Raw genomic sequence first — 25209 nt, forward strand, 5'->3', positions numbered from 1 at the left:
CCACGCTCCACGGTTGCTCATTGTGCAAGACCGTTTCTGGGGGAAGCATGCTGCAAAATATCAGGGACAATTCACAAGGCTGGATTGCCAAGACCATCATCGGTGTCATTGTCGCGCTCATGGCGTTGACCGGTTTCGATGCGATTTTTCAAGCCACCTCTACCAGCAAGGATGCGGCCAAGGTTAATGGTGAGGAAATCACTCAAGTTGAGCTAAGCCAGGCTGTCGACATGCAACGTCGTCAGTTGATGCAACAGCTGGGCAAGGATTTCGACGCTTCGTTGCTGGACGAAAAAATGCTGCGCGAAGCTGCGCTGAAAGGGTTGATCGATCGCAAGCTGTTGCTGCAAGGCGCCAATAACGCGAAGTTCTCCTTCTCTGAAGCCGCTTTGGATCAAGTCATCCTGCAGACACCTGAGTTTCAGGACAATGGCCAATTCAGCCCTGAGCGTTTCGATCAGGTGATTCGTCAACTGGGTTACGGCCGTCTGCAGTTTCGCGAAATGCTAGGCCAGGAAATGTTGATTGGTCAGCTGCGTGCCGGTTTGGCAGGCAGTGGTTTTGTGACTGATGAACAAGTGAACGCTTTTGCCCGTCTTGAAAAGCAAACCCGTGATTTCGCTACCCTGAACATCAAGGCAGATCCTGCTGCGGTGAAAATCAGCGAAGAAGAAATCAAGGCTTACTACGACAAGCACGCCAAAGAATTCATGACGCCTGATCAAGTCGTGATTGATTACATCGAATTGAAGAAGTCTTCCTTCTTTGATCAGGTGGCGGTCAAAGATGACGAGTTACAGGCGCTTTATCAGAAAGAAATCGCCAACCTGGCTGAACAGCGTCGCGCCGCGCACATCCTGATTGAAGTCAACGACAAAGTCAGCGATGCGCAAGCCAAAGCCAAGATCGAGGAGATTCAACAACGTCTGGCCAAGGGCGAAAGCTTTGAGGCTCTGGCCAAAGAGTTCTCTCAAGATCCGGGTTCGGCTGCCAATGGCGGTGACCTCGGTTACGCAGGTCCGGGTGTCTATGATCCGGTCTTTGAAGCCGCTGAGTATGCGCTGAAAAAAGATCAGGTTTCGGAGCCGGTTCGTACCAGCTTTGGTTACCACCTGATCAAGCTGTTGGGTGTCGAAGCGCCGGAAGTACCGACCTTCGCCAGCCTGAAAGGCAAACTCACGCGTGATCTGAAAACGCAACAGGTTGAGCGCAGCTTTGTCGATGCAACCAAGCAACTCGAAGACTCTGCGTTTGAAGCCTCTGATCTGGCCCAGCCTGCTCAGGACTTGAAGCTGACCGTGCACACCTCGGCGCCGTTTGGTCGTGAAGGTGGCGAGGGCATTGCTGCTAACCGTGCTGTGGTCCAAGCTGCATTCAGCACTGAAGTGATGGACGAGGGTGCCAACAGCACCGCGCTTGAGCTTGATCCTGAGACCGTTGTCGTATTGCGTGTTAAAGAGCATCGCAAGCCAGAGCAATTGCCTCTGGAAGCCGTTGCCTCGAGCATTCGTGCACAACTGGTCAAAGAGCACGCGAGTGCGGCGGCTAAAACCAAGGCTGAGCAAATCATTGCCGGTTTGCGCGATGGTAAGTTGCCGTTGAACCAGCCAGTTGATGGCCAGTCGTGGAAGGTTCAGGAAGCGGTTGCGCGGGGCCAGGACGGTATTGATCCTGCCTTGTTGCAAGCTGTATTCCGCATGCCTAAGCCTGCGTCCAAGGACAAGCCGACATTTGGCAGCGTGACCTTGGCTGATGGCACCGTTATTGTATTGCGCCTAAACGGCGTCAACGATGCTGCGAAGCCGACTGAAGAAGAGAAAGCGTCGTATCGTCGCGTCCTGGCTTCGCGTGTTGGCCAGCAAGACTTTGCTGCCTACCGCAAACAGCTGGAAAACGAAGCCAAGGTTGATCGCTACTAAGCGTTCGCCATAGCTTCACAAAAAATGGCCGCTCATGGAGCGGCCATTTTTTTTGCGCGACAGAAAATCCAAAAATCGCTTTTGATCTGAAAATTTTCACTGACGCCACGCATGCGTGGGAGCTGCCGCCGTTGACGGATTGCGCGTCGACTTACTCATTGCGTGAGGAGATTTTCAGGCCCTAAACGCAAAACGCCCGGTGCATTGACTGCACCGGGCGTTTTACGTGGAGGCTACAGCGAAGAGATTACTCTTCGAGGCTACCCATTGCGGTGGTGTTGAAGCCGCCGTCTACGTACATGATTTCGCCGCTGATGCCCGATGCCAGATCGGAGCACAGGAAGGCGCCGGCGTTGCCGACTTCTTCGATGGTTACGTTGCGACGCAGCGGAGTTTGCGCTTCGTTGGCCGCCAGCATTTTACGGAAGTTCTTGATGCCAGAAGCGGCCAGGGTGCGGATCGGGCCAGCCGATACGCAGTTAACGCGAGTGCCTTCAGGGCCCAGGCTGCCTGCCAGGTAACGTACACCCGCTTCCAGGCTGGCTTTGGCCATGCCCATCACGTTGTAGTTAGGCATGGTGCGTTCTGCGCCCAGGTAGGACAGGGTCAGCAGGCTGCCATTGCGGCCTTTCATCATCGGGCGGCCAGCTTTGGCCAGGGCCACGAAGCTGTAGGCGCTAATGTCGTGAGCAATGCGGAAGCCTTCACGGGTGGTAGCGTCTGTGAAGTCGCCGTCCAGTTGGTCGCCAGGGGCGAAACCTACGGAGTGAACGATGCAGTCCAGGCCGTCCCATTTCTTGCTCAGCTCCTCGAAAACCTTGGCGATTTCTTCATCGCTGGCAACGTCGCAAGGGAAGCACAGTTCCGGGTTGGAACCCCAGCCTGCTGCGAACTCTTCAACGCGGCCTTTAAGCTTTTCGTTCTGATAAGTGAAAGCAAGTTCAGCGCCTTCACGGTGCATGGCGGCAGCAATGCCAGAAGCGATGGACAATTTGCTAGCGACACCGACGATCAGGACGCGCTTACCGGCGAGAAAACCCATGTGTTGTTCCTCTATCAGGTTAATCGACAGCCACTGGTGCCAAAAAGGCGGCTTCCAGCAGCTGTTGTGTATATGGATGTTGCGGTGAGGCAAAGATACTTTGCGCATCACCCTGTTCGACCACTTGGCCGTGCTTGACCACCATCAGTTGGTGGCTCAGCGCTTTGACTACCGCCAGGTCATGGCTGATAAACAAATATGTCAGGTTGTACTTGGTTTGCAGCGAGCGTAACAACTCGACTACCTGGCGCTGTACCGTACGGTCCAACGCAGAGGTTGGCTCGTCCAGCACAATGAGCGCCGGTTTCAATACCAGTGCCCGGGCAATGGCAATGCGCTGCCGTTGCCCGCCAGAAAACTCGTGAGGGTAGCGGTGCCGGGTTTCCGGATCCAGACCTACTTCTCTCAAGGCTTCAATAATTGCCTTTTCCTGCTCCTCGGGAGTTCCCATGCGGTGGATGCGCAAGCCTTCGCCGACAATCTCACTGACGCTCATGCGTGGGCTGAGGCTACCAAACGGGTCCTGGAACACCACCTGCATTTCCCGTCGCAGGGGTCTAACTTCTTGTCGCGACAAATAGTCTAGCCGTTTGCCTTCAAAACTGATCGCGCCTTTGCTGGCAATCAAACGCAAAATCGCCAGACCCAGTGTCGATTTACCCGATCCGCTTTCTCCAACAATGCCTAGGGTCTGGCCCTGAGGCAGGCTGAAGTTTATGCCGTCGACTGCTTTCACGTAATCAACGGTCTTGCGCAACAACCCTTTTTTGATCGGGAACCACACCTTCAGGTTCTCGACTTCCAGCAGCGGCCTGCCCACAACCGTGTTGGCCGGGCTTCCGCTGGGCTCTGCACTGAGCAGTTCCCGGGTGTATGGATGCTGTGGCGAACGGAACAACTGTTCGCACGATGCTTGTTCGACGATGCAACCGCGCTGCATGACACATACTCGATGCGCAATTCGTCGAACAAGGTTCAAATCGTGACTGATCAGTAACAGCGACATCCCCAGGCGCGCCTGTAACTGCTTCAGTAAATCCAGAATTTTCAGCTGCACCGTCACGTCCAGCGCGGTGGTCGGCTCGTCAGCAATTAACAGTTCAGGCTCGTTGGCCAGGGCCATTGCGATCATCACCCGCTGCCGCTGCCCGCCTGAGAGCTCGTGTGGCAACGCTTTAAGGCGTTTATGGGGATCAGGGATGCCCACCAACTCCAGAAGCTCAAGGGTGCGTCGTGTGGCTGCTTTACCGGTCAACCCCTTGTGGATGCCCAGCACTTCATTGATCTGCTTTTCAATGCAGTGCAAGGGGTTCAGCGAGGTCATGGGCTCCTGGAAAATCATGGCAATCTTATTGCCACGGATATGCCGGAGTTTTTTCTCATCCAGATGCAGCAAGTCCTGCCCGGCGTACTGGATGTTGCCGCTCGGATGGCGCGCCATCGGGTAGGGCAGCAGTCGCAGAATGGAATGTGCGGTCACTGACTTGCCCGAGCCGCTTTCGCCCACCAGAGCCAGAGTTTCCCCGCGCTTGATGTCGAAATTGATGCCTTGCACCACGCGATGTGATTGCTCGCCCGTGGAAAACTCGACGGCGAGATCGCGCACTTCGATCAGGTTGTCCTGCGTCATCTCATTTCCTCGGGTCGAAGGCATCGCGAGCGGACTCGCCGATAAACACCAGCAGGCTGAGCATGATGGCTAGCACGGCAAAGGCACTGATGCCCAGCCACGGCGCTTGCAGGTTGGATTTGCCTTGGGCGACCAGTTCGCCGAGTGAGGGCGCGCCGGGAGGCAGGCCAAAGCCCAGGAAGTCCAGCGCCGTGAGCGTGCCAATGGCACCGGTCAAAATAAACGGCATGAAGGTCATGGTTGAAACCATGGCATTGGGCAGGATATGGCGGTACATGATTGCCATGTCTTGCATGCCCAGTGCACGGGCAGCACGCACATATTCCAGATTTCGCCCACGCAGAAATTCGGCGCGTACTACGTCAACCAAGCTCATCCAGGAAAACAGCAGCATGATGCCCAGCAGCCACCAGAAGTTGGGCTGTACAAAGCTGGCCAAAATGATCAGCAGATAGAGCACTGGCAAACCAGACCATATCTCCAGAAAGCGTTGGCCTGCGAGGTCGATCCAGCCGCCATAGAAGCCCTGAAGGGCGCCCGCAATCACGCCAATGATCGAACTCAAAACAGTCAGCGTAAGAGCAAACAGCACCGAAATTCGAAAGCCATAAATGACCCGGGCCAACACATCTCGCCCCTGATCATCGGTGCCGAGCCAGTTTTCGGCCGAGGGTGGCGCCGGGGCCGGGACTTTCAGGTCGTAGTTAATGCTCTGATAGCTGTACGGGATAAGTGGCCACACGACCAAGGCGTCTTTCTTGGCCAACAATTCGCGGATGTAAGGGCTTTTGTAGTTGGCTTCGAGTGGGAACTCTCCGCCGAAATCTGTTTCGGGGTAGCGTTTGAGGGCCGGGAAGTACCAGTCGCCGTCGTAATGAATCACCAGGGGTTTGTCGTTGGCGATCAGCTCGGCACCCAAGCTGAGCCCGAACAACACCAGGAAAATCCAAAGCGACCACCAGCCACGCTTGTTGGCTTTGAAGCGTTCGAAACGTCGTCGGTTGAGAGGGGAAAGTTTCATCTCAATGCTCTCGGCTTTCAAAGTCGATGCGCGGATCAACCAGGGTGTATGAGAGGTCGCCGATCAATTTCACCACCAGTCCGACCAGCGTAAAGATAAACAAGGTGCCAAAGACCACCGGGTAATCGCGATTGATCGCCGCCTCGAAACTCATCAGGCCCAGACCGTCCAGCGAGAAAATCACCTCGACCAGCAATGAGCCGGTAAAGAAAATACCGATAAAGGCTGACGGGAACCCCGCGATCACCAGCAACATGGCGTTGCGAAACACGTGCCCGTAGAGCACACGATGATGGGTCAGCCCTTTGGCCTTGGCGGTCACCACGTACTGTTTATTGATTTCATCCAGAAAGCTGTTTTTGGTCAGCAAGGTCATGGTGGCGAAATTGCCAATCACCAGGGCGGTGATGGGAAGCGTCAAGTGCCAGAAATAATCCAGGATCTTGCCGCCCCAACTCAACTGATCGAAATTGTTGGAGGTCAGGCCGCGGAGCGGAAACCAGTCCAGATAACTGCCCCCGGCGAACACCACAATCAGAAGAATCGCAAACAAAAAGGCTGGAATTGCATAGCCGATAATGATTGCCGAGCTGGTCCAGACATCAAAGTGGCTGCCGTGTCGCGTCGCCTTGGCGATTCCCAGCGGGATCGACACCAAATACATGATCAGCGTGCTCCACAGCCCCAGCGAGATGGATACCGGCATTTTCTCCTTGATCAGGTCGATGACCTTGGCGTCGCGGAAAAAGCTCTCGCCGAAGTCCAGTTGGGCGTAGTTCTTGATCATGATCCATAAGCGTTCGGGGGCTGACTTGTCGAACCCGTACATCTTTTCGATTTCCTGGATCAATGCCGGGTCCAGGCCTTGCGCACCTCGGTAGTTAGAGCCTGCCACCGAGACTTCGGAACCACCGCCGGCGATACGGCTGGTTGCGCCGTCGAAGCCTTCGAGCTTGGCAATCATTTGTTCGACCGGGCCGCCGGGAGCGGCCTGGATGATGATGAAGTTGATCAGCAGAATCCCGAATAGCGTCGGAATAATCAGCAGTAATCGCCTGAATATATACGCCAGCATTTAAGGCTCCAGGCTTTCGCTTGTGGGTTTAGTAGGTGTTACAGGCTTAGCGTCAGGTTTTGCCCACCATGTCGCTGTCCCGATGTCGTACAGCGGGGTGACCGCCGGGTGGCCGATGTTGCTTGAGTAGGCCACGCGCCAGGTCTTGATGTGCCAGTTAGGGATGACATAGAAGCCCCATTGCAACACGCGATCCAGCGCTCGGGCGTGGTCGATCAGGCTTTGACGGGTTTCGGCATTGATCAGGCCTTCAGTCAGGTGGTCGATGGCCGGGTCTTTAAGGCCAATGAAATTGCGGCTGCCGGGCTTGTCGTAGCTCTGCGATTCCCAATACTCGCGTTGCTCGCTGCCTGGGGAGTTGGACTGTGGGAAGCCGCCGACAATCATGTCGAAATCCCGTGAGCGCAGGCGGTTGAGGTATTGGGAGGGGTCGACACGGCGAATTTGCAAGTCAATGCCCAGGTCGCTGAGGTTGCGTTTGTAGGGCAACAGAATGCGTTCGAACTCTGATTGCGCTAGCAAAAACTCAATTTTGACCGGTTTTCCTTGGGTGTCGACCATCTTGTCGTCGACGATACGCCAGCCGGCTTCTTGCAGCAATTGGTAGGCCCGGCGTTGGTGGTCGCGGATCATGCCGCTACCGTCGGTGACATTTGGCTTGAAGACCTCGGTGAACACCTGGTCCGGGATCTGGCCGCGCAGGGGTTCTAAAATAGCCAGTTCTGCCTCGGTGGGCGGGGCCTTGGCGGCCATTTCCGAGTTCTCAAAGTAACTGCCGGTGCGGGCGTAAGCGCCGCTGAACAACTGTTTGTTGGCCCATTCAAAGTCGAACAACAGGCTCAGCGCTTCGCGAACCCGCACATCCTGAAACATCGGTTTGCGCAGGTTAAATACAAACCCTTGCATGCCGGTCGGGTTGTGGTTGCGGATTTCTTCTTTTTTCAAGCGGCCCTGGGTGAACGCCGGGGCGTTGTAGGCGCTGGCCCAATTTTTGGCGCTGATCTCGAACCAGTAATCAAATTGCCCGGCTTTGAGCGCTTCAAATGCAACGCTGTTGTCGCGAAAGTAATCGATGGTAATCGCGTCGAAGTTGTACAGGCCCTTGTTGATGGGCAGGTCTTTGCCCCAGTAGTTCTTGTTGCGCTCATAGCGAATTGAACGGCCAGGCTTGATCTCGGCGATGGTGTAGGGACCGCTGCCTACAGGGATTTCAAGGTTGCCCTTGCCGAAATCCCGGCTTGCCCACCAGTGTTTGGGCAGCACCGGCAGTTGGCCCAGAATCAGCGGTAGTTCGCGGTTCTTGTTGTGCTTGAAGGTGAACTTCACTTGCAGTGGGTTTTCCGCAATGGCTTGGTCGACATCGCTGTAGTAGCCCTTGTACAGCGGTGAGCCGTTTTTCATCAGCGTATCGAAGGTGAACACCACGTCTTCGGCGCGAATCGGGTGGCCATCGCTGAACTTGGCCTCAGGTCGCAAGTAAAAACGTACCCAGCTATTGTCGGGCGCCTTTTCGATTTTTTGGGCGATCAAACCATAGGAGGTGAAGGGTTCGTCCAGTGTCTGACGGGTCAGGGTATCGAAAGTCAGTTCAATATCTTCGGCGGGCACGCCTTTGTTGATGAACGGATTCAGACTGTCAAAACTGCCGACCGAAGATTTACGAAAGGTGCCGCCCTTGGGCGCATCCGGATTGACGTAGTCGACATGCTTGAAGTTGGCCGGGTATTTGGGCGGCTCATCGTAGAGTGTCAACGCATGCTGCGGTGCTGCCAGCGCGACGCTGGTCAGGCTGGCCAACAAGAGGCCGGTCAGAGGTTTTAGCCACGTACGCAAAGGCATCATCGGGTTTTCTCCGTAGGCTTAAGCCACCACGCGCTAAGGCCCAAGGTATAAGGCGGCGTAGTCACAAAGGCGAACCGGTTGCGGTACGCCAGGCGGTGGTAGTTCAGATACCAATTGGGAATGATGTAGTGCTGCGATAGCAAGACGCGGTCCAGTGCCCGGCCAGCAGCCAGTTGTTCTTCACGGGTTTGGGCGGCGAGCAGTTTTTCAAGCAGTTGATCGACCACCGGGTTGGCAACCCCCGCATAGTTCTTGCTGCCCTTGACGTTGACCTGGGAGGAGTGGAAGTACTGCCACTGTTCAAGGCCGGGGCTCAGGGTCTGGTCGAGGGTCATCAGAATCATGTCAAAGTCGAATTGGTCCAGCCGCTGCTTGTACTGCGCGCGATCCACGGTACGTAGACGGGCCTCGATTCCGATACTGGCCAGGTTCTCTACGTAGGGCTGCAATATGCGCTCAAGGTTAGGATTGACCAGCAATATTTCGAACTTTAACGGTTTGCCCTCGCTGTTGAGCAGGCGTTGGCCGGAGATTTTCCAGCCACCTTGTGCCAATAGCTCCAGCGCATGGCGCATGGTTTCGCGGGGGATGCCTCGGCCATCGGTCCTGGGCAGGCTAAAAGCCTGTGTGAACAGTTCGGGTGGCAACTGACTGCGCCAAGGCGAGAGCAGCAACCATTCTTGGCCCTGGGCAATGCCGCTGGCCGAAAACTCACTGTTGGGGTAAAAGCTCGCGGCACGTTGGTAAGCGCTGTAGAACAAGGTGCGATTGGTCCACTCGAAGTCGAACATTTGCCCGAGTGCTTCGCGAACCTTGGCTTGCTCGAAGGTGCTGCGGCGGCTGTTCATAAATAGACCCTGGGTTTGGGTCGGGATTTTGTGCGTGATTTCAGCCTTGATCACATCCCCACGGCGTACCGCCGGGAAGTTGTAACTGGTGGCCCAGTTCTTGGCCTGATGTTCGATATAAATGTCGAACTCTCCGGCTTTGAAGGCTTCAAACGCGACGTCACTGTCCCGATAGAACTCCACTTCAACCCGGTCGAAATTGTATTTGCCGCGATTGACCGCCAGGTTGGCTCCCCACCAATTTTTGACGTGCTCGAACACCACTTGGCGGCCGGGAGTGACCTGGGTGATGCGATAGGGCCCGCTGCCCAGCGGCGGCTCAAACGTCGTGGCCTTAAAGTCGCGCTTGGCCCAGTAGTGCTGTGGCAGAACAGGCAACTCGCCCAGGCGCAGAATCAACAGCGGGTTGCCCGCACGCTTGAATACAAAACGGATGCGCTTGGGACCCAGAATGTCTACGCGCTGGACTTCTTGCAGATTGGTTCGGTACTGGGGGTGACCTTCTTTGAGCAGCAAGTTGTAAGAAAAGGCTACATCGTAAGCGGTGATCGGCGTGCCATCGTGAAAACGCGCCTCTGGCCGTAGGTTAAAGACCACCCAACTGCGGTCTTCGTTGTATTCCACCGATTGTGCAATCAAGCCATAACTAGAGGTCGGCTCATCGCCTGACGGGGCGTATTGGCCAGTACCTGCCATCAGGGTTTCGTTGAGTTCGTTGACCCCGTATTGCAGGAAGTTGCCAGTCGATACCGGGCTGGTGCCTTTGAAGGTGTAGGGGTTGAGCGTATCAAAGGTGCCGAATGCCATGATCCGCAGCGTCCCGCCTTTAGGCGCGTCGGGGTTAACCCAATCGAAATGGGTAAACGTAGACGGGTATTTGAGTGTGCCGAACTGTGCATAACCGTGGCTTTCGCTCAGGGTTGCGCTTGCAGGGAAGCTCAAAGCCAGATTGATCAAAATCAGCAGGAGGAGACGCATCAAGTCAGGTATTCGATCCAGGGGTTAGGCTAAAGGTTTCCGTACAGTAACAGCTTGTATCTGTAGGAAAAAGGCCACTCCAGAAAGCGTTGCGGGCAATCCACTTCCTGCCATTTTGTAGGAGTGTGATTGCCCGCATTTACCTGCCAGACGTGCTTAGTGCGGTTTGTAGACCGTCAGGACCTGGCCGGGTTTGAGCGCCTTGGCCGAACTTGGATTCCAGCGTTTGAGGTGTTGCATCTCAACGTTGAAACGTTTGGCAACGATGTACAGCGAATCACCTTTTTTCACCGTGTAAGTGGTGGTTTTTTTGGCGATCGGTTTGCGTGTGTCTTGCATGACCAGAGTCTGGCCAGCCTTAAGGTTTTTGCCGGTGAGTTTGTTCCAGCGTTGCAGGTCTTTGACATCGACGCGATTAGCTTTGGCGATCAGTGTCAGGTTGTCGCCACTTTTAACCCGGTACTTGCGATTAGGTCGTGCAGGTGGATTGCTGGCCACATTATCGAACACCGCCTTTTTGGGGCGCATGCTGATCAGCTCTTCAGGCTTGAGGTTCGACAGGCTGGCTGTCAGAAGCCGTGCTTTAGAGGTGGGGACCAACAAATTCTGCGGGCCATCAGTCGTGGCGCGCTGCTTGAAGGCCGGGTTGAGCTGGAACATTTCGTCTTCGTCGATCTCAGCCAGGGCTGCCACGCGTGACAGGTCCATGGACTGTTTGATTTCGACCATTTCGAAGTAAGGTTCGTTGGCGATCGGGTTCAGGTTGATACCGTAGGCTTCAGGGGCCAGTACCACTTGCGACAGCGCGAGCAACTTGGGGACGTAATCTTTGGTTTCCTGCGGCAGGGGCAGGTTCCAGTAGTCGGTCGGCAAGCCAAGCTTTTCGTTGCGCTCAATCGCCCGGCTAACCGTACCTTCACCCGCGTTGTAGGCCGCCAGAGCCAGCAGCCAGTCACCGTTGAACATGTCGTGCAGACGCGTCAGGTAGTTCATGGCGGCCAATGTCGAGGCGGTAATGTCGCGACGTCCATCGTAGGCTCGGGTTTGACGCAGGTTGAAATAACGACCGGTCGAGGGAATGAACTGCCAGAGCCCGACCGCGTTGGCGTGTGAATACGCCATTGGGTTGTAGGCGCTTTCAATCACTGGCAGCAACGCCAGTTCGAGTGGCATGTTGCGTTCTTCAAGACGTTCGACGATGTAATGGATGTACAGGCTGCCGCGTTCGCCGGCGCCTTCTAGAAATGAAGGGTTGCTCGCAAACCACAAGCGTTGTTGTTCGATTCGCGGGTTGACGCCCAGACCTTCTTGCAACTGGAAGCCCTGGCGCATCCGCTCCCAGACATCTTGCGGGGCTGCGGGGCCAGGCTTTGCCTTGAGCCAGAGCGGCTCTTGCGGGATACGTTTGGTCAGTTTCAGGTTGGGGCGTTCGACGGTTTGCGTCGAGTGATCGAAGCTTTGGCAGCCCGCCAATGTGGCGGCCACAGCCACCGCGATGGCTTTAGCCAAGCGCGTCAATGCGTCTGAACTGATGGAGTTACCTATAAATGACGACATTGGCTGAAAAATAGTTTCGGGCAAAAATGTCGGGCGATTCTAGAAAGCAGGGGGGACGCGGTCAACCGTTCAGAATTTTTGTGCCAACCGCGACCCTGATTAGAACTTATCTTTCCAGCTGCGCAAGCTGGCAAAGACCGCGCTGGGCGAGTCATTGTCCTGCTTGTTCCATTCGTCAGCTTTTTCTTTAACGGATGTTTCATTGACCCTTAAAAAGGGATTCGTGCGCAATTCGAGCGCCATGCTGGAGGGCAAACTGATAGTGCCTTCTGCGCGCCAGGCCGTTACTTGCGCAATTCTGGCGGCAATGTCCGGGTTGTTCGGTTCTACGGCGTGGGCAAAACGCAAATTGCTCAGGGTGTACTCGTGCGTACAGTACACGGCTGTTTGCGCCGGCAGTACTGCCAGTCGGTTCAGTGAGCGGTACATCTGTTCGGGCGAGCCTTCAAATAACCGGCCACAGCCGGCAGCGAACAACGTATCGCCGCTGAACAGCAACGGGGTTGAAGCATCCGCGTGGTAATAAGCAATGTGCCCCAGTGTGTGGCCTGGCAGCACGAACACCTCGAACTCAAGGCCTAGCACCGTGATGTGGTCGTTATCGTTCAGTGCCACTTGTCGTGCCGGGATGTTTTCCTGCGCCGGGCCCCAGACTTTGGCGCCGGTGATGTTACACAATTGCTCAACGCCCCCGACGTGGTCGAAGTGGTGGTGGGTGACCAGAATATCGCTCAGTACCCAGTCCGGGTGCTGCTTTAACCACGCCAGGACTGGCGCGGCGTCACCCGGATCAACCACGGCACAGCGCTTTTGAGTCGTATCCTGTAACAACCAGATGTAGTTGTCGTTAAAGGCGGGCAGGGCGTCGATCTGTAACATGGTGCAATTCCCAAGTGCGAAACAATGGCGCATCTTAGGGGCTGTTGGCGCTTTATTGCGAGCCGCATTAAAGCGTCAGCCGCGCGTAAGTTTTGTAACAGGTGGATGGTGAGGTGGAGGAGCAATGACCGATAAAGCATTGGCTCAGGCGGATCCTGAGTGGCTGGAACTGATTAGTTCGGCCCGCGAATGGCTGTCTGGCCCCCTTGGCCAGTTGTTGCTGGAAGACGAGCAACGAGTGCTTGAAGAGGAACTCGGACGCTATTTCGGCGGCTATCTGGTGCATTACGGACCGGGTGCCGACACTCCGCCCAAGGCACCGCAAGTGCAACGCAATGTGCGTCTGGGCGCACCCTTGCCGGGTGTCGAGATTATCTGTGAAGAGCAGTCCTGGCCGTTATGCGAGCATGCTGCCGATGTGGTGGTGTTGCAGCATGGCCTGGATTTCTGCCTGTCGCCCCACGGTTTGCTGCGTGAAGCGGCCAGTAGCGTGCGCCCCGGCGGTCATTTATTGATCGTGGGCATCAACCCCTGGAGCAGTTGGGGGCTGCGGCATGTTTTCACCAAGGATGCGCTGTGCAAGGCGCGTTGCATTTCGCCTTCACGCGTCGCCGACTGGCTGAACCTGCTGGGCTTTGCGCTGGAGAAACGCCGCTTCGGATGCTATCGTCCGCCGCTTGCTTCCAAGGCGTGGCAAGGTCGTTTGTCAGGTTGGGAGCGTAAGGCGGGTGGCTGGCAATTGGCCGGTGGAGGCTTCTATGTCTTGGTTGCTCGCAAAATGGTGGTGGGTTTGCGTCCCGTCAAACCATTACGCCGAGAGCCACAGGGCAAGCTGATTCCCTTGCAGATGGCCAAGGTCAATCGGCGTCATACAGAACCCTAATTCAATATCGGGTCGGGTTAGCCCGGCCTCAGGTGCTGTCGATCATCACTTGATTGACAGGCCGTAGCAGCCTTTTCTGGGTAGTTTGCAATGAGCGATAGCGTTGAAATGTTCACCGATGGTGCCTGCAAGGGCAACCCTGGCCCGGGTGGCTGGGGGGCTTTGCTGGTCTGCCAAGGCGTAGAGAAAGAACTCTGGGGTGGCGAACCCAATACCACCAACAATCGCATGGAACTGATGGCGGCCATTCGCGGCCTTGAAGAACTCAAGCGTCCGTGTGAGGTGCTGTTGGTCACCGACTCGCAATACGTGATGAAAGGCATCACCGAGTGGATGGTCAACTGGAAAAAGCGCGGCTGGAAAACCGCCGCCAAAGAACCGGTGAAAAACGCCGACCTGTGGAAGTTGCTCGATGAGCAAGTCAATCGTCACACGGTTAAATGGCAATGGGTTCGTGGGCACATTGGCCATGCGGGCAATGAGCGTGCCGATCAGTTGGCCAATCGCGGTGTGGAAGAAATGAGAGGCGCCAAGCATGCGTAGTGTGGTACTCGATACCGAAACCACCGGTATGCCTGTCACTGATGGCCACCGGGTGATCGAGATTGGTTGCGTGGAGTTAATGGGGCGTCGCCTGACGGGCCGCCATTTTCACGTGTACCTGCAACCTGATCGTGAAAGTGACGAGGGCGCCATCGGCGTCCATGGCATTACCAACGAATTTCTGGTCGGCAAACCACGTTTTGGTGAAGTGGCCGATGAGTTTTTTGACTTCATCAAAGGCGCGCAGTTAATCATTCATAACGCCGCGTTTGACGTGGGCTTTCTGAATAACGAATTTGCCCTGATCGGGCAGTCGGACCGCGCAGACCTGACCCAACACTGCACGATCCTCGATACCCTGATGATGGCGCGTGCGCGTCACCCTGGGCAGCGCAACAGCCTGGACGCCTTGTGCAAACGCTATGGCGTCGACAACTCGGGTCGTGAGTTACACGGCGCGTTGCTCGACTCCGAGATTTTGGCCGATGTCTATCTGGCCATGACCGGCGGCCAGACTAGCTTGTCACTGGCTGGCAATGCTTCAGACGGCAATGGCTCTGGCGAAGGTTCAGGCAACCAGGCCAGCGAAATTCGCCGTTTGTCAGCGAATCGTCAAACTGGTCGGATTATTCGTGCAAGTGAAAACGACTTGGCCGAGCATGCTGCGCGCCTTGAGGCCATTGCCAAATCGGCGGGTGGTCCGTCTCTATGGGCGCAGCTCATGGAAGCCAAAGGCCAGACCTTACAGTAAGTCTGCGAGGGGGTGTTCTGGCTGTGGCAGGCGGCGATGGCTTGCGCAGGGGCATCTCACAGCAAGAAAGAGGGAATTTTCATGCGTCTGGTTATGAACCCCAATGATCCTGTTGTCTCGGTTCGTTTGGCAGATGAAGGTTTTGCCCCCTATGTGTGGGGCAATGATTTCAGTTTTGAAGTGAATGCCTATGCCCGTGCCGACCGTCACAAAAAGGTCGAGCACTGGCCCCTGGACATGATCACGCCCTATCGCAAATGCTATGGCATTGACCCGGATGAATTTGCCAGTTATCGCGGGGCGCCGGACAGCGCCATTTTTATGGCCTATTTGGATGATCAGCCGGTCGGGCATGTGGTGGTCAGCACTAACTGGAACGGTTTCGCCCATGTTGATGAACTGGCCGTCGTGGCCTATGCCCGTCGCCATGGTGTGGCTAAATCACTGCTGGACGTGGTCAAGTTCTGGAGCCACAAGAAAAACCTGCCGGGCATTGTGCTCGAAACCCAAAACAACAACATCGGCGCCTGCCGCTTGTATGAACGTTGTGGCTATCAGGTAGGCGGTATCGACTATTTGCGCTATCGCGGGATCGACCCGCAGACTTGCGAAGTGGCGATCTTTTGGTATCTGCTGTTTGAGAACCGTCTGTAATGCGTAACCGCTGCTCCAGGCTGCACAGCGGCCCTTGGATTCTGGATTAAAAGCGAAGGCCCTGCGGACTTTATCGCAGCCTTCGGCCGCGGCTACACGTTCTGACCTTTAAAGCGACACAACACCCTGATCTGCCAGCAAGGCTTCGGCTTTTTCACGCACGATGTCGAGCAAGGCCTTGAGCGCCGGGCCGGGCTCTGAGCCTTTGCGCGTCAGCGCATACAACATCACCGGGACGGCAGGTGACAAGGGGCACACATCAAGCCCGCTGGCTTTGGCGCCAATCGCTGTGAACGGATCAACCAACGCCAGCCCTTCGCCCGCCTCAACCATACTGCGCATCATCTGATAGCTCTGAACCTCAATGTGCACCACCGGCGTTGGGTGCAACGTGTGCAACTTGCTGTCCAGAATCCGGCTTAACGGATCGTGCTGTCGCAGACCAATCATGGCTTGTCCGGCCAAGTCGTGCAGGGCGATGTATTTTTGCCTGGGGGATAACCAGCCATGGGGCGCCAGGAGTTGCACCTTGCCCTGAACCAGTTTCAGGCAGTCAATGCCCGGCTGTTCGCTAGGGTGCAAGCTGAGCCCTACGTCGTTTTCGCCCATTAACAGACTGCGCACTATTTCGGCGCGCGGCTGGCAACTCAAGGCGGCGGGTGTCTCGGGAAAACGCCTTCTGAGTGCCGCAATGCTGTGGGGCAGCAACGGCTGCGCGAGGGTTTCACTGCACACTACGCGCAAGGTCGGTTCCTGGTGCTGACGCAGCGCTTCGCCAAGCCTGCGAAGTGGCTCAATGTCGAGATACAGCTGATTGACCAGAGGTTGTAGCAGGAGGGTTTCACGCGTGGCCTGAAGTCGCCCGCGAACGCTGGCAAACAGCATGAAGCCGAGCTGTTGCTCGGCTTCATGCAGCGTGGCAGTGAGAGTGGCCGCAGGCAATTGCAGCAACTCGGCCGCATGGTCGAGGTTGCCTGTTTGCAAAATAGCCTGGATCACTTCGATGTGACGTAAACGCATGCGTGAAGTCCATGTTCAACGGATGAGGTTTCAGCGTTGCCAAGCCTGACCCAAGTCTCATCCTGTGACTTCAGCGGTATGCCGGGAGTACAGAGTTATACCGATGTTTCGAGCGTGTCAGGCTTTTTAACCACTGGGTTTTCAGGTTCGCGAATCAGTTGAATTTCCGACTGGACCAGTTTGAACTCAGTTTCGCTGATTTTTGTTACGCGATCGCCAATAGCCAGTTTGTAGGTGATTACGGGCTGACCGTCTGCGGTATCGGAATTTTTAAACTCATGCACAGAATAAACGCGGCCTTCCGCGTCTCTTGCATGAAATTGTCCAACTAAAACTGCAGCCATTTGTAGAGAACCTCTGGAGATAAACACCCAATTTTCGGTTCTGTAGACCGTTGATCAGTAGGGGAAGTTTAACGATTTGGAAAAAATAGTCCGGCTACTTTACAGGCTTGCAGGCCGATAGGGTAAACAGAGGTGCAAGAAAGGCGCCCGATCATCTATAACTAATCTTCCTACCGTCACAGACTCGGAGTTTTCCATGAGCAAGGTCTACAACGTAGCAGTGCTAGTTGGCAGTTTGAGGAAAGATTCGCTCAATCGAAAAGTAGCTCATGCCCTGGCAGAACTGGCCCCCGCAAATTTGAAACTGAACATTGTCGAGATCGGCGATCTGCCGCTGTATAACGAAGACATTGATGTCTCTGCGCCACCTGCGGCCTACAGTGTTTTTCGTGATCAGGTGCAGCAGGCCGACGCCGTGCTGTTTGTGACCCCTGAATACAACCGTTCGGTTCCGGGAGCTCTTAAAAATGCCCTCGATGTAGGCTCGCGCCCGTATGGGAAAAGTGTCTGGAGCGGCAAGCCTGGCGCCGTGTTCAGCGTTTCGCCGGGTGCGATCGGGGGCTTTGGCGCCAACCACCACTTGCGTCAATCGCTGGTATTTCTGAACGTTCCATGCCTGCAACAGCCGGAGGCTTACTTGGGCGGTGCGGGCAGTGCCTTCGATGAATCGGGAGCTTTGTCGGAAAAAACCCGTCCTTTCTTGCAGGGCTTTATCGACGCTTACAGTCATTGGGTCGAATTACTGAAAAAAGCCTGATTCAAACGGTACTCGGTTAAATGCAGGAGCCAGCTTGCTCGCGATTTTTTAAAGATCAAAAGATGGCGAGGCAAGCTTGCTCTTGATGGGGCCGATTAGCTGCTTTGTGGCATATGGCCATTTTCCAGGCGCTTGTTGATATCGGCAATTACCTGCGGCAGGTCGCTGATGGTGTCGATCAAGTAGTGCGGGCGCGAGCCCTCGAACAGCGCGCGAATACGTGTGCGCTCTGCGTTCAACGTGTCCGCGTCCAGCGCGCGGTATTGCTCGTACGTCAGGCCCAGTGCGTTGCCGGAGCACACCAGCGCGACTGTCCACATGCCGGCACGACGCCCTTCGAGAATGCCGGGTACGGTGTCGTCGATTTTTACGCAGGCACCCACATCATCAACCCCCAGGGCGATCACATTGGCCAGCGCCTGAGCCGGCCAGGGGCGGCCGTTGGGCACGTCGTCGGTGGCGACGACGTGGTCAGCGACGTAGCCATTGCTCGCGGCCAGTTCAACCACCTTGCCCATCACTTGTGCCGGGTAGCCTGAGCACGAACCTATCTTGATGCCTTGCTCGCGCAGCGCGGCGATGGTGTGCAGTGCGCCGGGGATCAGCGCCGAGTGCTCCGCGATTTTCTCGATCTGCAACGGCATGAAGCGTTGGTAAATGGCCGTGACGTCGTTGTCAGTCGGTGCACGGCCAAACACTTTTTTGTAGCGCTCGGTGATCTGCGGTTGGTCGCACAGGGTGCGGATGTGGTCCCACTTGCCCATACCCATCGGGCCGCGGGCTTCTTCGATAGACACTTGCACGCCGAACTCGGCAAACGCCTCGACAAAAATCTGGGTCGGGGCGAACGAACCGAAGTCGACCACGGTACCTGCCCAGTCGAGAATGGCCGCCTGAAGTTTGCTTGGGGTGGTGTAGTTCATGTCTGTGATTCCTGTGTGAGCGGTCTTGGCCGCACGATAGAATTTGGAGTGTTTTGAAGGCATGGCGAAATCAGATGTCGGTCACTTCCATTTCGCGCAACGCCTCGGCGACGGCATTCACGGCAGCTTCCATGTCGAGCGAATTGACGTGTCCGATGCAGCCCACGCGGAATGTTTCGACTTGGGTCAACTTGCCGGGATACAGGATGAAACCTTTGGCTTTAACCCGTTCATAGAATGTTTTGAACGCATAGCGCGGGTCGTTCGGGGCATGAAAGGTGACGATAATCGGCGCCTGTATCGCGTCGGGCAGGAAGCTGCGCAGCCCCAGTTTTGCCATCCCATCGATCAATGTCCGGCAGTTGTTGGCATAGCGCTGATGGCGTGCAGGCAAACCGCCTTCTTCGTTGTATTGCAGCAGCGCTTCATGCAGTGCCGCGACCACATGGGTCGGCGGAGTGAAGCGCCACTGGCCGGTCTTGGCCATATAGGCCTGCTGGTCTTGCAGGTCCATCGCCAGCGAATGCGAGTTGCCCGCGGCATTGGCCAGCGACTGCTTGCGGGCAAACACAAACCCCATGCCGGGTACACCTTCCAGGCATTTGCCAGACGCAGCGATCAGCGCATCGAACGGCACTTTTTGTGCGTCAACAGGCAGCGCGCCGAAAGAGCTCATGGCGTCGATGATCAGACGTTTGCCATGTTGGGCAACGACTGCAGCTATCTCTGGCAGCGGATTCAGAATCCCGGTACTGGTTTCGCAGTGAATCAATGCCACGTGGCTGATGCTCGGGTCGGCATGCAGCAGGCGGTCGATGTCGGCTGCGGTGCTCGGTTGGTCTTCGGCGGTTTCAAAGGGAGTGAAGCGACGACCGAGGACTTCACACATTTTCGCCAGGCGTTTCCCGTAGGCGCCGTTGATCAGCACCAGTACATGGCCGTCTCGTGGAACCAGCGTGCCAATCGCTGCCTCGACCGCAAAGGTGCCGCTGCCTTGCAGTGGCACGCAGTGGTGTGTGTCGCCACCCTTGATAACCGCCAGCAGTTGCTCGCAGAGGCTGGCGGTCAGTTGGTTGAAGCGTTCATCCCATGAACCCCAATCGACCATCATTGCCTGGCGGGTGCGTGGCGAGGTAGTCAGTGGGCCCGGCGTCAGCAGGATCGGTACTACAGGGGGCATTTAGGGTTCCTCACACGCGTTGGTGGCGACTCAATACCCGGCATAAGTTGCAGGGCGGGCTTATATCAATCAAATTGTTTGTCGTTATGCCAGTCATCGGTGAGACTTATACATATGAATTTATTTCAGCTGCGCGCGTTTGATGCCGTGGCCCGCGAAGGCAGCTTTACGCGGGCAGCTGCGCGCCTGTTCATCAGCCAGCCAGCGGTTACCGGGCATATCAAGGCCCTTGAGGAGCATTACCAAATCACCTTGCTGCGGCGTACCGCGCGGCGTGTTGAGTTGACTGAGGAGGGCACCAAGCTGGCGGCCATTACCCGCGCAATATTTGGCCTGGTGGATGAGGCGCAGGTGCTGCTGGAGGCCAATCGGCAACTCCTCAGCGGCCGGCTTGAGGTGGCCGCAGACGGGCCGCACCTGGTGATGCCGATGCTGGCGAGCCTGCGCGAGCGCTATCCCGGCATTACCGTCAATTTGCGTTTGGGCAATGCTCAGGAAACCTTGGCCGCGCTGCTCGCCGAGCATGTCGATGTGGCTGTGCTGACCGAGGTTGAGCCGCGTAAAGGCCTGACCCTGCGCCCATTGAGTGAGTCGCGGATTTGCGCCTTGGTGCCCGCGGGTCATCCGTGGCTGGCGCTGGCGGATGGCGTCGATATTAGGCAACTCGACGCTGTGATCATGGTGCTGCGCGAGCCTGGTTCGATTACCCGCCGCACCTTTAACCATGCCTGTGACACCGCCGGGGTCAGTCCGCGGGTGCTGCTGGAGCTGGATAGCCGCGAAGCCGTCATCGAAGCGGTGGCAGCGCAGTTGGGTATCGGTATTGTGTCGTCGGCTGAAGTCAGTCACGACCCGCGGGTAGGTGCGGTGCCGATCAACGGCTTGGGCTTGACCAACCGCCATATGCTGGGCTGTATTGAGCGCCGCGCGCCGCTGCGGTTGATCAAGGCGTTTATGGACTTGGCCGCGTAATTTGGATTTTTTGGTCGATTGACGACTTTCAGCCGTATAAACTTGCGCCCATTCGACGGCCAATCAATGCCGCGACACACCCGATTGAGAGAGTGAGTAATGGGCGCACAGTGGAAGGTTAAACACAAAGCGGACGCCGCCAATGCACGCGGCAAAATTTTCGGCAAGTTGGCCAAGGAGCTGACAGTAGCGGCACGTAACGGCGCTGACCCGGACATGAACTCGCATTTGCGCCTGGTTTATGAGCAAGCCAAAAAAGCTTCGATGCCAGCAGACACCATTAAGCGTGCGATCAACAAAGGTGCCGGTATTGGCACTGAAGCGGTGCAATACCACCGCGTAACCTACGAAGGTTTTGCCCCGCATCAGGTGCCGTTGATCGTTGAGTGCCTGACCGACAACGTCAACCGTACCGTTGCCGAGATCCGTGTAGCGTTCCGCAAGGGCCAATTGGGCGCTTCGGGTTCGGTGGCATGGGACTTCAACCACGTCGGCATGATCGAAGCCAAGCCTGAGACGCTGGACGCTGATCCGGAGATGGCCGCTATCGAAGCAGGTGCCCAGGATTTTGAACCGGGCGAAGAAGAAGGCACCACCCTGTTCATCACTGAAACCACCGATCTGGACGCCGTGCAAAAGGCCTTGCCAGAGCAGGGTTTTATCGTGCTCTCGGCCAAGTTGGGCTACCAGCCAAAAAACCCGGTCAGCGGCTTGACTGACGAGCAGATGGCCGAAGTTGAAGCGTTTCTTGAAAACCTGGACAACCAGGATGACGTTCAGGAAATGTTCGTGGCGCTGGCTTGATTCCGATCTAAAACGGGTAGTCGCCAAAGGCTGCGATAAGGTCTACAGGACCTTCGCTTCTAGAGGTAAGGGGCTGCTACGCAGCCCATCGCAGCCTGCGCCAGCGGCTACACGATCAAGGGTTTATCCCAGCAACTGGGCTATCTGCGCAAAATCGGGCCGCGCCAACACGTCCGGTTGAGTGCAGCGCTGCTGCAAGTCCACCCACGAGGCTCTCTGTTGATCACTCAAGCCTGAGTCGATCCGCTCCAGCAACTCCCCCAGCAAAATCCCGAATGCACGCACTTCGATGCGCTGTAGCGCACGACTCTGCGGGCTGTCGTTCAGGGCATGGAAGCACGCTGCACCAAAGTCACCGAGTAGGCAGTCACCTTCGGCGTTGAACAAAATATTGTGCGCGTACAAGTCTGCGTGGCAGATGCCTTGGGCATGCAAGTGGCCAGCCGCCGAGGCAATGCCGCGGGCGATGCGCAAGGCGCTGTCGCGGGTAAAGCGCGTGCTGTCGGTATACACATCACGGCTGCAGGTGGCGAAGCTGGGCAAGGCGGCAAGGTTCATGAACGAGGGGGCGATCAATTCCATGACCAGCCCGGCCTGGTGTTCGGGATGGCCCGCCACACGGCCCAACACACTGATCAGGTTTGGATGCTGGCCAGCCGCGATGCAGGCGCTCATCTCATTGAGCGGCGAGCCATCGCTGGTGATGTCGCCTTTGTACAGTTTGACCGCCACGGCCCGGGCAGGCTGGCCGGGAGCGTTCCACTGTGCTTGATAAATGATCCCAGAAGCGCCTTCGCCCAGTTTTTGCTCCAGCACAAGCTGCGACCAGTCGATGTCTGGTGTGTTGTCGGCTTCGCGCAGGGCACTGGCGTCTTCACGCAACGGATTCCCGGCGTAAGCCAGCCAGCTCAGCGCAGGCATTGCCAGCACGACCTCAGGCAGTTCGGTGAACTGATTGGCGGCCAGCCGGATCAGCTCCAGCCGCTCGCAGTTGGCCATGCTTGCAGGTAACTGTTGCAGACGGTTGCCCGCGAGCATCAGTTTTTGCAGCAATGGCCGCTGGCCGAGTTCTTCGGGCAGTTGCTGGATGCGGTTGTCAGTCAGGATTAACCAGCGCAACAACGGCGGCAGCGCTGCTGCGGGCACGCTTTCAATCTGATTGGCTTTGAAGCCGATCATGCTCAATTTCGCGCATTGCCCCAGACAGGCGGGCAACTCCGTGAACTGATTGTCCGAGCAAAACAGAATGCGCAAATGCGTCAGTCGATGCAGGTCGTCGGGTAAACGGCTGAGCGCGTTACCGCTCAGGTTGAGGATTTCCAGGGTGTCAGCCAGTTGGAAAATCTCTTGTGGGAATTCAGTCAGCCCGCATGACAGATCCAGACGTTTGTGGCCGATCAATTGACCGGCGCGCAGTTTAGCGAGGGTATCCATAAGCAGGCTTTGAGTACTCGTGTCCGTAGTAGAAAGTGCACAGGTGAATGGGTGTCAACGCAGCTCGCGCACCATGTGCGACAGCGTGCTCAACACATCTTTACCCAACTGCATGGAACGTTTTCCCGACCAGCCGGTGATCGCGTCGGGGGCATTGTTGTTGTCCTTGAAAGGCATCTCAAGGGTCAGCGCCAGGCAATCAAAACGTTGGCCGACGCTGTTGCAGGCCAAGGTCATGTTGGCTTGACCGGGCTCGTCGCGGGTGTAGCCATGCTCGGTCTGGAAATCGCGGGTCAGGTTGCGCAGATGGCTGCGAAAGCGCTCTTCCAGTGCGGCCAGGCGTTCGGTGTAGCCAGGGTTGCCTTCACAGCCGGCGGTGAACACATAGGGGATTTCTTCGTCGCCGTGTATGTCCAGAAACAGGTCGACGCCGTATGTGTGCATGTGCTCCAGGGCGAAGAACACCTCGGGGCTGACCTGCGGGTCGGTGTTTTGCCAGGCACGGTTCAAATCCTGGCCGTTGGCGTTGGTGCGTAAATGCCCGTGAAAGGCGCCATCCGGGTTCATGTTGGGGATCAGGTACAGGTCTGCATAGTCGAGCAACTTACGCAGGTGCGGGTCGCTGCCTTGCTCCAGGCGCTCCAGGACGCCCTGCATAAACCATTCGGCCATGTGCTCGCCAGGATGCTGTTGAGCAATGATCCAGATTTTGTGTTTGCGACTGCCGCCGTTGCCTTTGCGCAGCAACGGGATGTCGCGGCCCTCGACGCTTTTACCAACCGCCAGCACTTCGCAGCCGGACCACTGAAGTGCGTTCTTGATCAGTCGATCGTGGCGCTCGCGGCTGTAAGGCTCGAAGTAAGCAAACCAGACCTGCGGTTGCTCGGGGTCAAGGCTGAAGGTCAGTGCGGTACCGTCGAATTGCGTGGGCACGCGAAACCAGTTTTCGTGATCGTAAGACGCAACAGCCTGGTAGCCATCCCAGGCTTTGTTGTACGAGGACTGGCCGGCGTTACTCAATTCAAAGCGGTGAGTCTGGCCAGGGCTCAAGCCATCGACCTTGAAGTGGAACCACTGGAAATGTGGGCTCTTGGTGTCTGGTTTGATTGCCAGTCGCACGTGCAGTGGGTTGCTGGCATCCAGTACTTGGATGTTGCCACTGTCAAAGTCGCTGCTGATATGAAGTGCGGAGGGCGCCACGGTCATCGTCCAAATCCTGCGATCAGATAATTGTGGTCGCTACTTTACATCGCAATTGCGACGCGCCAATACGGAATTTTGGAGGAATGTCTGGGTGAAACAAGGAGGGGGGCGCGAGGGGGGGCGTCATCCCTGACGCTGGGCGAGAATAGCGTATTTGAGAGTGATTCCCAAGTGCTAAATTGCCATTACGTCCATAGATCCGGGCTTCAGGCTTCCGTTCGTCGATGTTCTTTTGCTATCATCGCCCGCATCGTAGCGGCCACTGAAAAAAAACGGCCGCACACCAGACTTCATTAGCCTGAAGCACGCTGAGCCAGAAAACTGGCCACAAAAAAAAGACCCGGCGAGTAGCCGGGTCAAATAACCGTGATTAGCCTGATGAGGAGATAATTCGAAAGACCGACCTAAGGTCCTTTGAGTTATCGGCTGATCTCGCGACCAGCTGCAAGCAATACTAATCATTCTCATTTGCAAGTCAAATGATTTTCTCCCCGTTTGGGAAATTTATTTTCCATTTCTCCCGCTAAAGCTCTAGCCCGCTGGTTTTGCACGTGCGTCGCAATGTGCTCAATCATGCTTATTTGCATCTTTGCGTGCAGGCAACTGCCGCATATCCAGAGCCTTGTCCAGCAGTTGCTTGGCGGACTCGATAAAGATCGCCACTGCCAGAAACTGATCTCGATGCTGACCCTGATGGCTCTCGGCTGCATTTTGTGTCGTGGACAAGCCGCATCGCAGGTAATCGGATGCATTGACCAACGCCTCTTCCTCGCTCAAGTCATCACTGACCAGGAACAACTTCTTCTCGCGAGAGGGCTGGGAAACAGCTGGTTTCAAATAATAGTCCAGTGCGCGCTGGGTGGCGGCGTCGTCTTTGAGGGCTTCAAGCTCAATGTCGAGGTCAGTGCTGAGAGGAATTTTTGTTATAGGAGTCATGATTTACCTGCGTT

General features: G+C 56.3%; 23 protein-coding genes. 8 read left to right on the top strand and 15 right to left on the bottom strand.

Translation table 11 applies throughout. The annotated features are described in order from the left end of the window. The first annotated feature begins 47 nt into the window (after positions 1-47). A complete protein-coding gene (locus ACIQYF_RS18285) occupies positions 48-1919 on the top strand; it encodes a SurA N-terminal domain-containing protein (protein WP_402864630.1) in 1872 nt (623 codons plus the stop codon). Positions 1920-2166: 247 nt separating this feature from the next. Here ACIQYF_RS18285 and fabI read toward each other — a convergent pair whose 3' ends face one another. From fabI to gloB, 8 genes are all read right to left on the bottom strand, one after another. Next, positions 2167-2961: an enoyl-ACP reductase FabI gene (gene fabI, locus ACIQYF_RS18290; protein ID WP_019408046.1), complete on the bottom strand. Its 795-nt coding sequence runs from the start codon at positions 2959-2961 to the stop codon at positions 2167-2169. Between the two features lie 19 nt (positions 2962-2980). After that, the gene (locus ACIQYF_RS18295) at positions 2981-4591 is read right to left on the bottom strand and encodes an ABC transporter ATP-binding protein (protein WP_402864633.1); all 1611 of its coding nucleotides are present in this window, start codon (positions 4589-4591) and stop codon (positions 2981-2983) included. Between the two features lies 1 nt (position 4592). Beyond that, positions 4593-5612 (bottom strand): ABC transporter permease, encoded by a 1020-nt coding sequence (locus ACIQYF_RS18300; protein WP_402864635.1) that lies wholly within the window; start codon positions 5610-5612, stop codon positions 4593-4595. Between the two features lies 1 nt (position 5613). Continuing rightward, positions 5614-6687: a microcin C ABC transporter permease YejB gene (locus ACIQYF_RS18305; protein WP_402864637.1), complete on the bottom strand. Its 1074-nt coding sequence runs from the start codon at positions 6685-6687 to the stop codon at positions 5614-5616. Further along, entirely contained in the window at positions 6688-8529 is a 1842-nt protein-coding gene (locus ACIQYF_RS18310) for an extracellular solute-binding protein (RefSeq protein ID WP_402864639.1), read from the bottom strand. Then, a complete protein-coding gene (locus ACIQYF_RS18315; protein WP_402864641.1) occupies positions 8526-10355 on the bottom strand; it encodes an extracellular solute-binding protein in 1830 nt (609 codons plus the stop codon). Before ACIQYF_RS18315 ends, ACIQYF_RS18310 begins: the two co-directional genes overlap by 4 nt. Positions 10356-10511: 156 nt before the next feature. Further along, positions 10512-11912: a transglycosylase SLT domain-containing protein gene (locus tag ACIQYF_RS18320; protein WP_402864643.1), complete on the bottom strand. Its 1401-nt coding sequence runs from the start codon at positions 11910-11912 to the stop codon at positions 10512-10514. 99 nt (positions 11913-12011) lie between these two features. After that, the gene (gene gloB, locus ACIQYF_RS18325; protein ID WP_402864645.1) at positions 12012-12791 is read right to left on the bottom strand and encodes a hydroxyacylglutathione hydrolase; all 780 of its coding nucleotides are present in this window, start codon (positions 12789-12791) and stop codon (positions 12012-12014) included. Positions 12792-12915: 124 nt separating this feature from the next. On the opposite strand from gloB, the gene ACIQYF_RS18330 reads away from it, so the two are divergent. The 4 genes from ACIQYF_RS18330 (at position 12916) to ACIQYF_RS18345 (ending at position 15622) form a co-directional block, all read left to right on the top strand. After that, positions 12916-13674: a methyltransferase domain-containing protein gene (locus tag ACIQYF_RS18330; RefSeq protein WP_402864647.1), complete on the top strand. Its 759-nt coding sequence runs from the start codon at positions 12916-12918 to the stop codon at positions 13672-13674. A gap of 90 nt (positions 13675-13764) precedes the next feature. Then, positions 13765-14217, top strand: a complete 453-nt coding sequence (gene rnhA, locus ACIQYF_RS18335; protein WP_402864649.1) for a ribonuclease HI — start codon at positions 13765-13767, stop codon at positions 14215-14217. Next, positions 14210-14968 (top strand): DNA polymerase III subunit epsilon, encoded by a 759-nt coding sequence (dnaQ, locus tag ACIQYF_RS18340; RefSeq protein WP_402864651.1) that lies wholly within the window; start codon positions 14210-14212, stop codon positions 14966-14968. Before rnhA ends, dnaQ begins: the two co-directional genes overlap by 8 nt. Positions 14969-15049: 81 nt before the next feature. Next, positions 15050-15622, top strand: a complete 573-nt coding sequence (locus tag ACIQYF_RS18345; RefSeq protein ID WP_402864653.1) for a GNAT family N-acetyltransferase — start codon at positions 15050-15052, stop codon at positions 15620-15622. Positions 15623-15730: 108 nt separating this feature from the next. On the opposite strand, the gene ACIQYF_RS18350 is transcribed toward ACIQYF_RS18345, so the two are convergent. Together ACIQYF_RS18350 and ACIQYF_RS18355 are read right to left on the bottom strand one after the other, a co-directional pair. Then, positions 15731-16642, bottom strand: a complete 912-nt coding sequence (locus tag ACIQYF_RS18350; RefSeq protein WP_402864655.1) for a LysR substrate-binding domain-containing protein — start codon at positions 16640-16642, stop codon at positions 15731-15733. 95 nt (positions 16643-16737) lie between these two features. Then, positions 16738-16986, bottom strand: coding sequence for a hypothetical protein (locus ACIQYF_RS18355; protein WP_402864657.1), 249 nt, complete (start codon positions 16984-16986; stop codon positions 16738-16740). 196 nt (positions 16987-17182) lie between these two features. Here ACIQYF_RS18355 and ACIQYF_RS18360 point away from each other — a divergent pair, with 196 nt between their 5' ends. Further along, positions 17183-17743, top strand: coding sequence for an NADPH-dependent FMN reductase (locus ACIQYF_RS18360; RefSeq protein WP_402864659.1), 561 nt, complete (start codon positions 17183-17185; stop codon positions 17741-17743). Between the two features lie 95 nt (positions 17744-17838). On the opposite strand, the gene phnX is transcribed toward ACIQYF_RS18360, so the two are convergent. Together phnX and ACIQYF_RS18370 are read right to left on the bottom strand one after the other, a co-directional pair. Next, positions 17839-18666 carry a phosphonoacetaldehyde hydrolase gene (gene phnX / locus ACIQYF_RS18365; protein ID WP_402864661.1) on the bottom strand — a complete coding sequence of 276 codons (828 nt, stop codon included), beginning with the start codon at positions 18664-18666 and terminating at the stop codon, positions 17839-17841. A 70-nt stretch (positions 18667-18736) separates the two neighbouring features. Beyond that, positions 18737-19846 (bottom strand): 2-aminoethylphosphonate--pyruvate transaminase, encoded by a 1110-nt coding sequence (locus ACIQYF_RS18370; protein ID WP_402864663.1) that lies wholly within the window; start codon positions 19844-19846, stop codon positions 18737-18739. A 114-nt stretch (positions 19847-19960) separates the two neighbouring features. Here ACIQYF_RS18370 and ACIQYF_RS18375 point away from each other — a divergent pair, with 114 nt between their 5' ends. Together ACIQYF_RS18375 and ACIQYF_RS18380 are read left to right on the top strand one after the other, a co-directional pair. After that, positions 19961-20818, top strand: a complete 858-nt coding sequence (locus ACIQYF_RS18375) for a LysR substrate-binding domain-containing protein (protein ID WP_402864665.1) — start codon at positions 19961-19963, stop codon at positions 20816-20818. A gap of 99 nt (positions 20819-20917) precedes the next feature. Then, positions 20918-21622 (top strand): YebC/PmpR family DNA-binding transcriptional regulator, encoded by a 705-nt coding sequence (locus ACIQYF_RS18380; RefSeq protein WP_402864667.1) that lies wholly within the window; start codon positions 20918-20920, stop codon positions 21620-21622. A 123-nt stretch (positions 21623-21745) separates the two neighbouring features. On the opposite strand, the gene ACIQYF_RS18385 is transcribed toward ACIQYF_RS18380, so the two are convergent. The 3 genes from ACIQYF_RS18385 to ACIQYF_RS18395 form a co-directional block, all read right to left on the bottom strand. After that, positions 21746-23056, bottom strand: a complete 1311-nt coding sequence (locus tag ACIQYF_RS18385; protein ID WP_402864669.1) for a protein kinase — start codon at positions 23054-23056, stop codon at positions 21746-21748. A 54-nt stretch (positions 23057-23110) separates the two neighbouring features. Beyond that, positions 23111-24262 (bottom strand): M14-type cytosolic carboxypeptidase, encoded by a 1152-nt coding sequence (locus ACIQYF_RS18390; RefSeq protein ID WP_402864671.1) that lies wholly within the window; start codon positions 24260-24262, stop codon positions 23111-23113. Positions 24263-24826: 564 nt separating this feature from the next. Beyond that, positions 24827-25195: a DUF6124 family protein gene (locus ACIQYF_RS18395; RefSeq protein WP_402864673.1), complete on the bottom strand. Its 369-nt coding sequence runs from the start codon at positions 25193-25195 to the stop codon at positions 24827-24829. Positions 25196-25209 lie beyond the last annotated feature (14 nt).

Origin of the sequence: Pseudomonas sp. NPDC096917, from assembly GCF_044762555.1 — a bacterium.
Taxonomy (GTDB): domain Bacteria; phylum Pseudomonadota; class Gammaproteobacteria; order Pseudomonadales; family Pseudomonadaceae; genus Aquipseudomonas.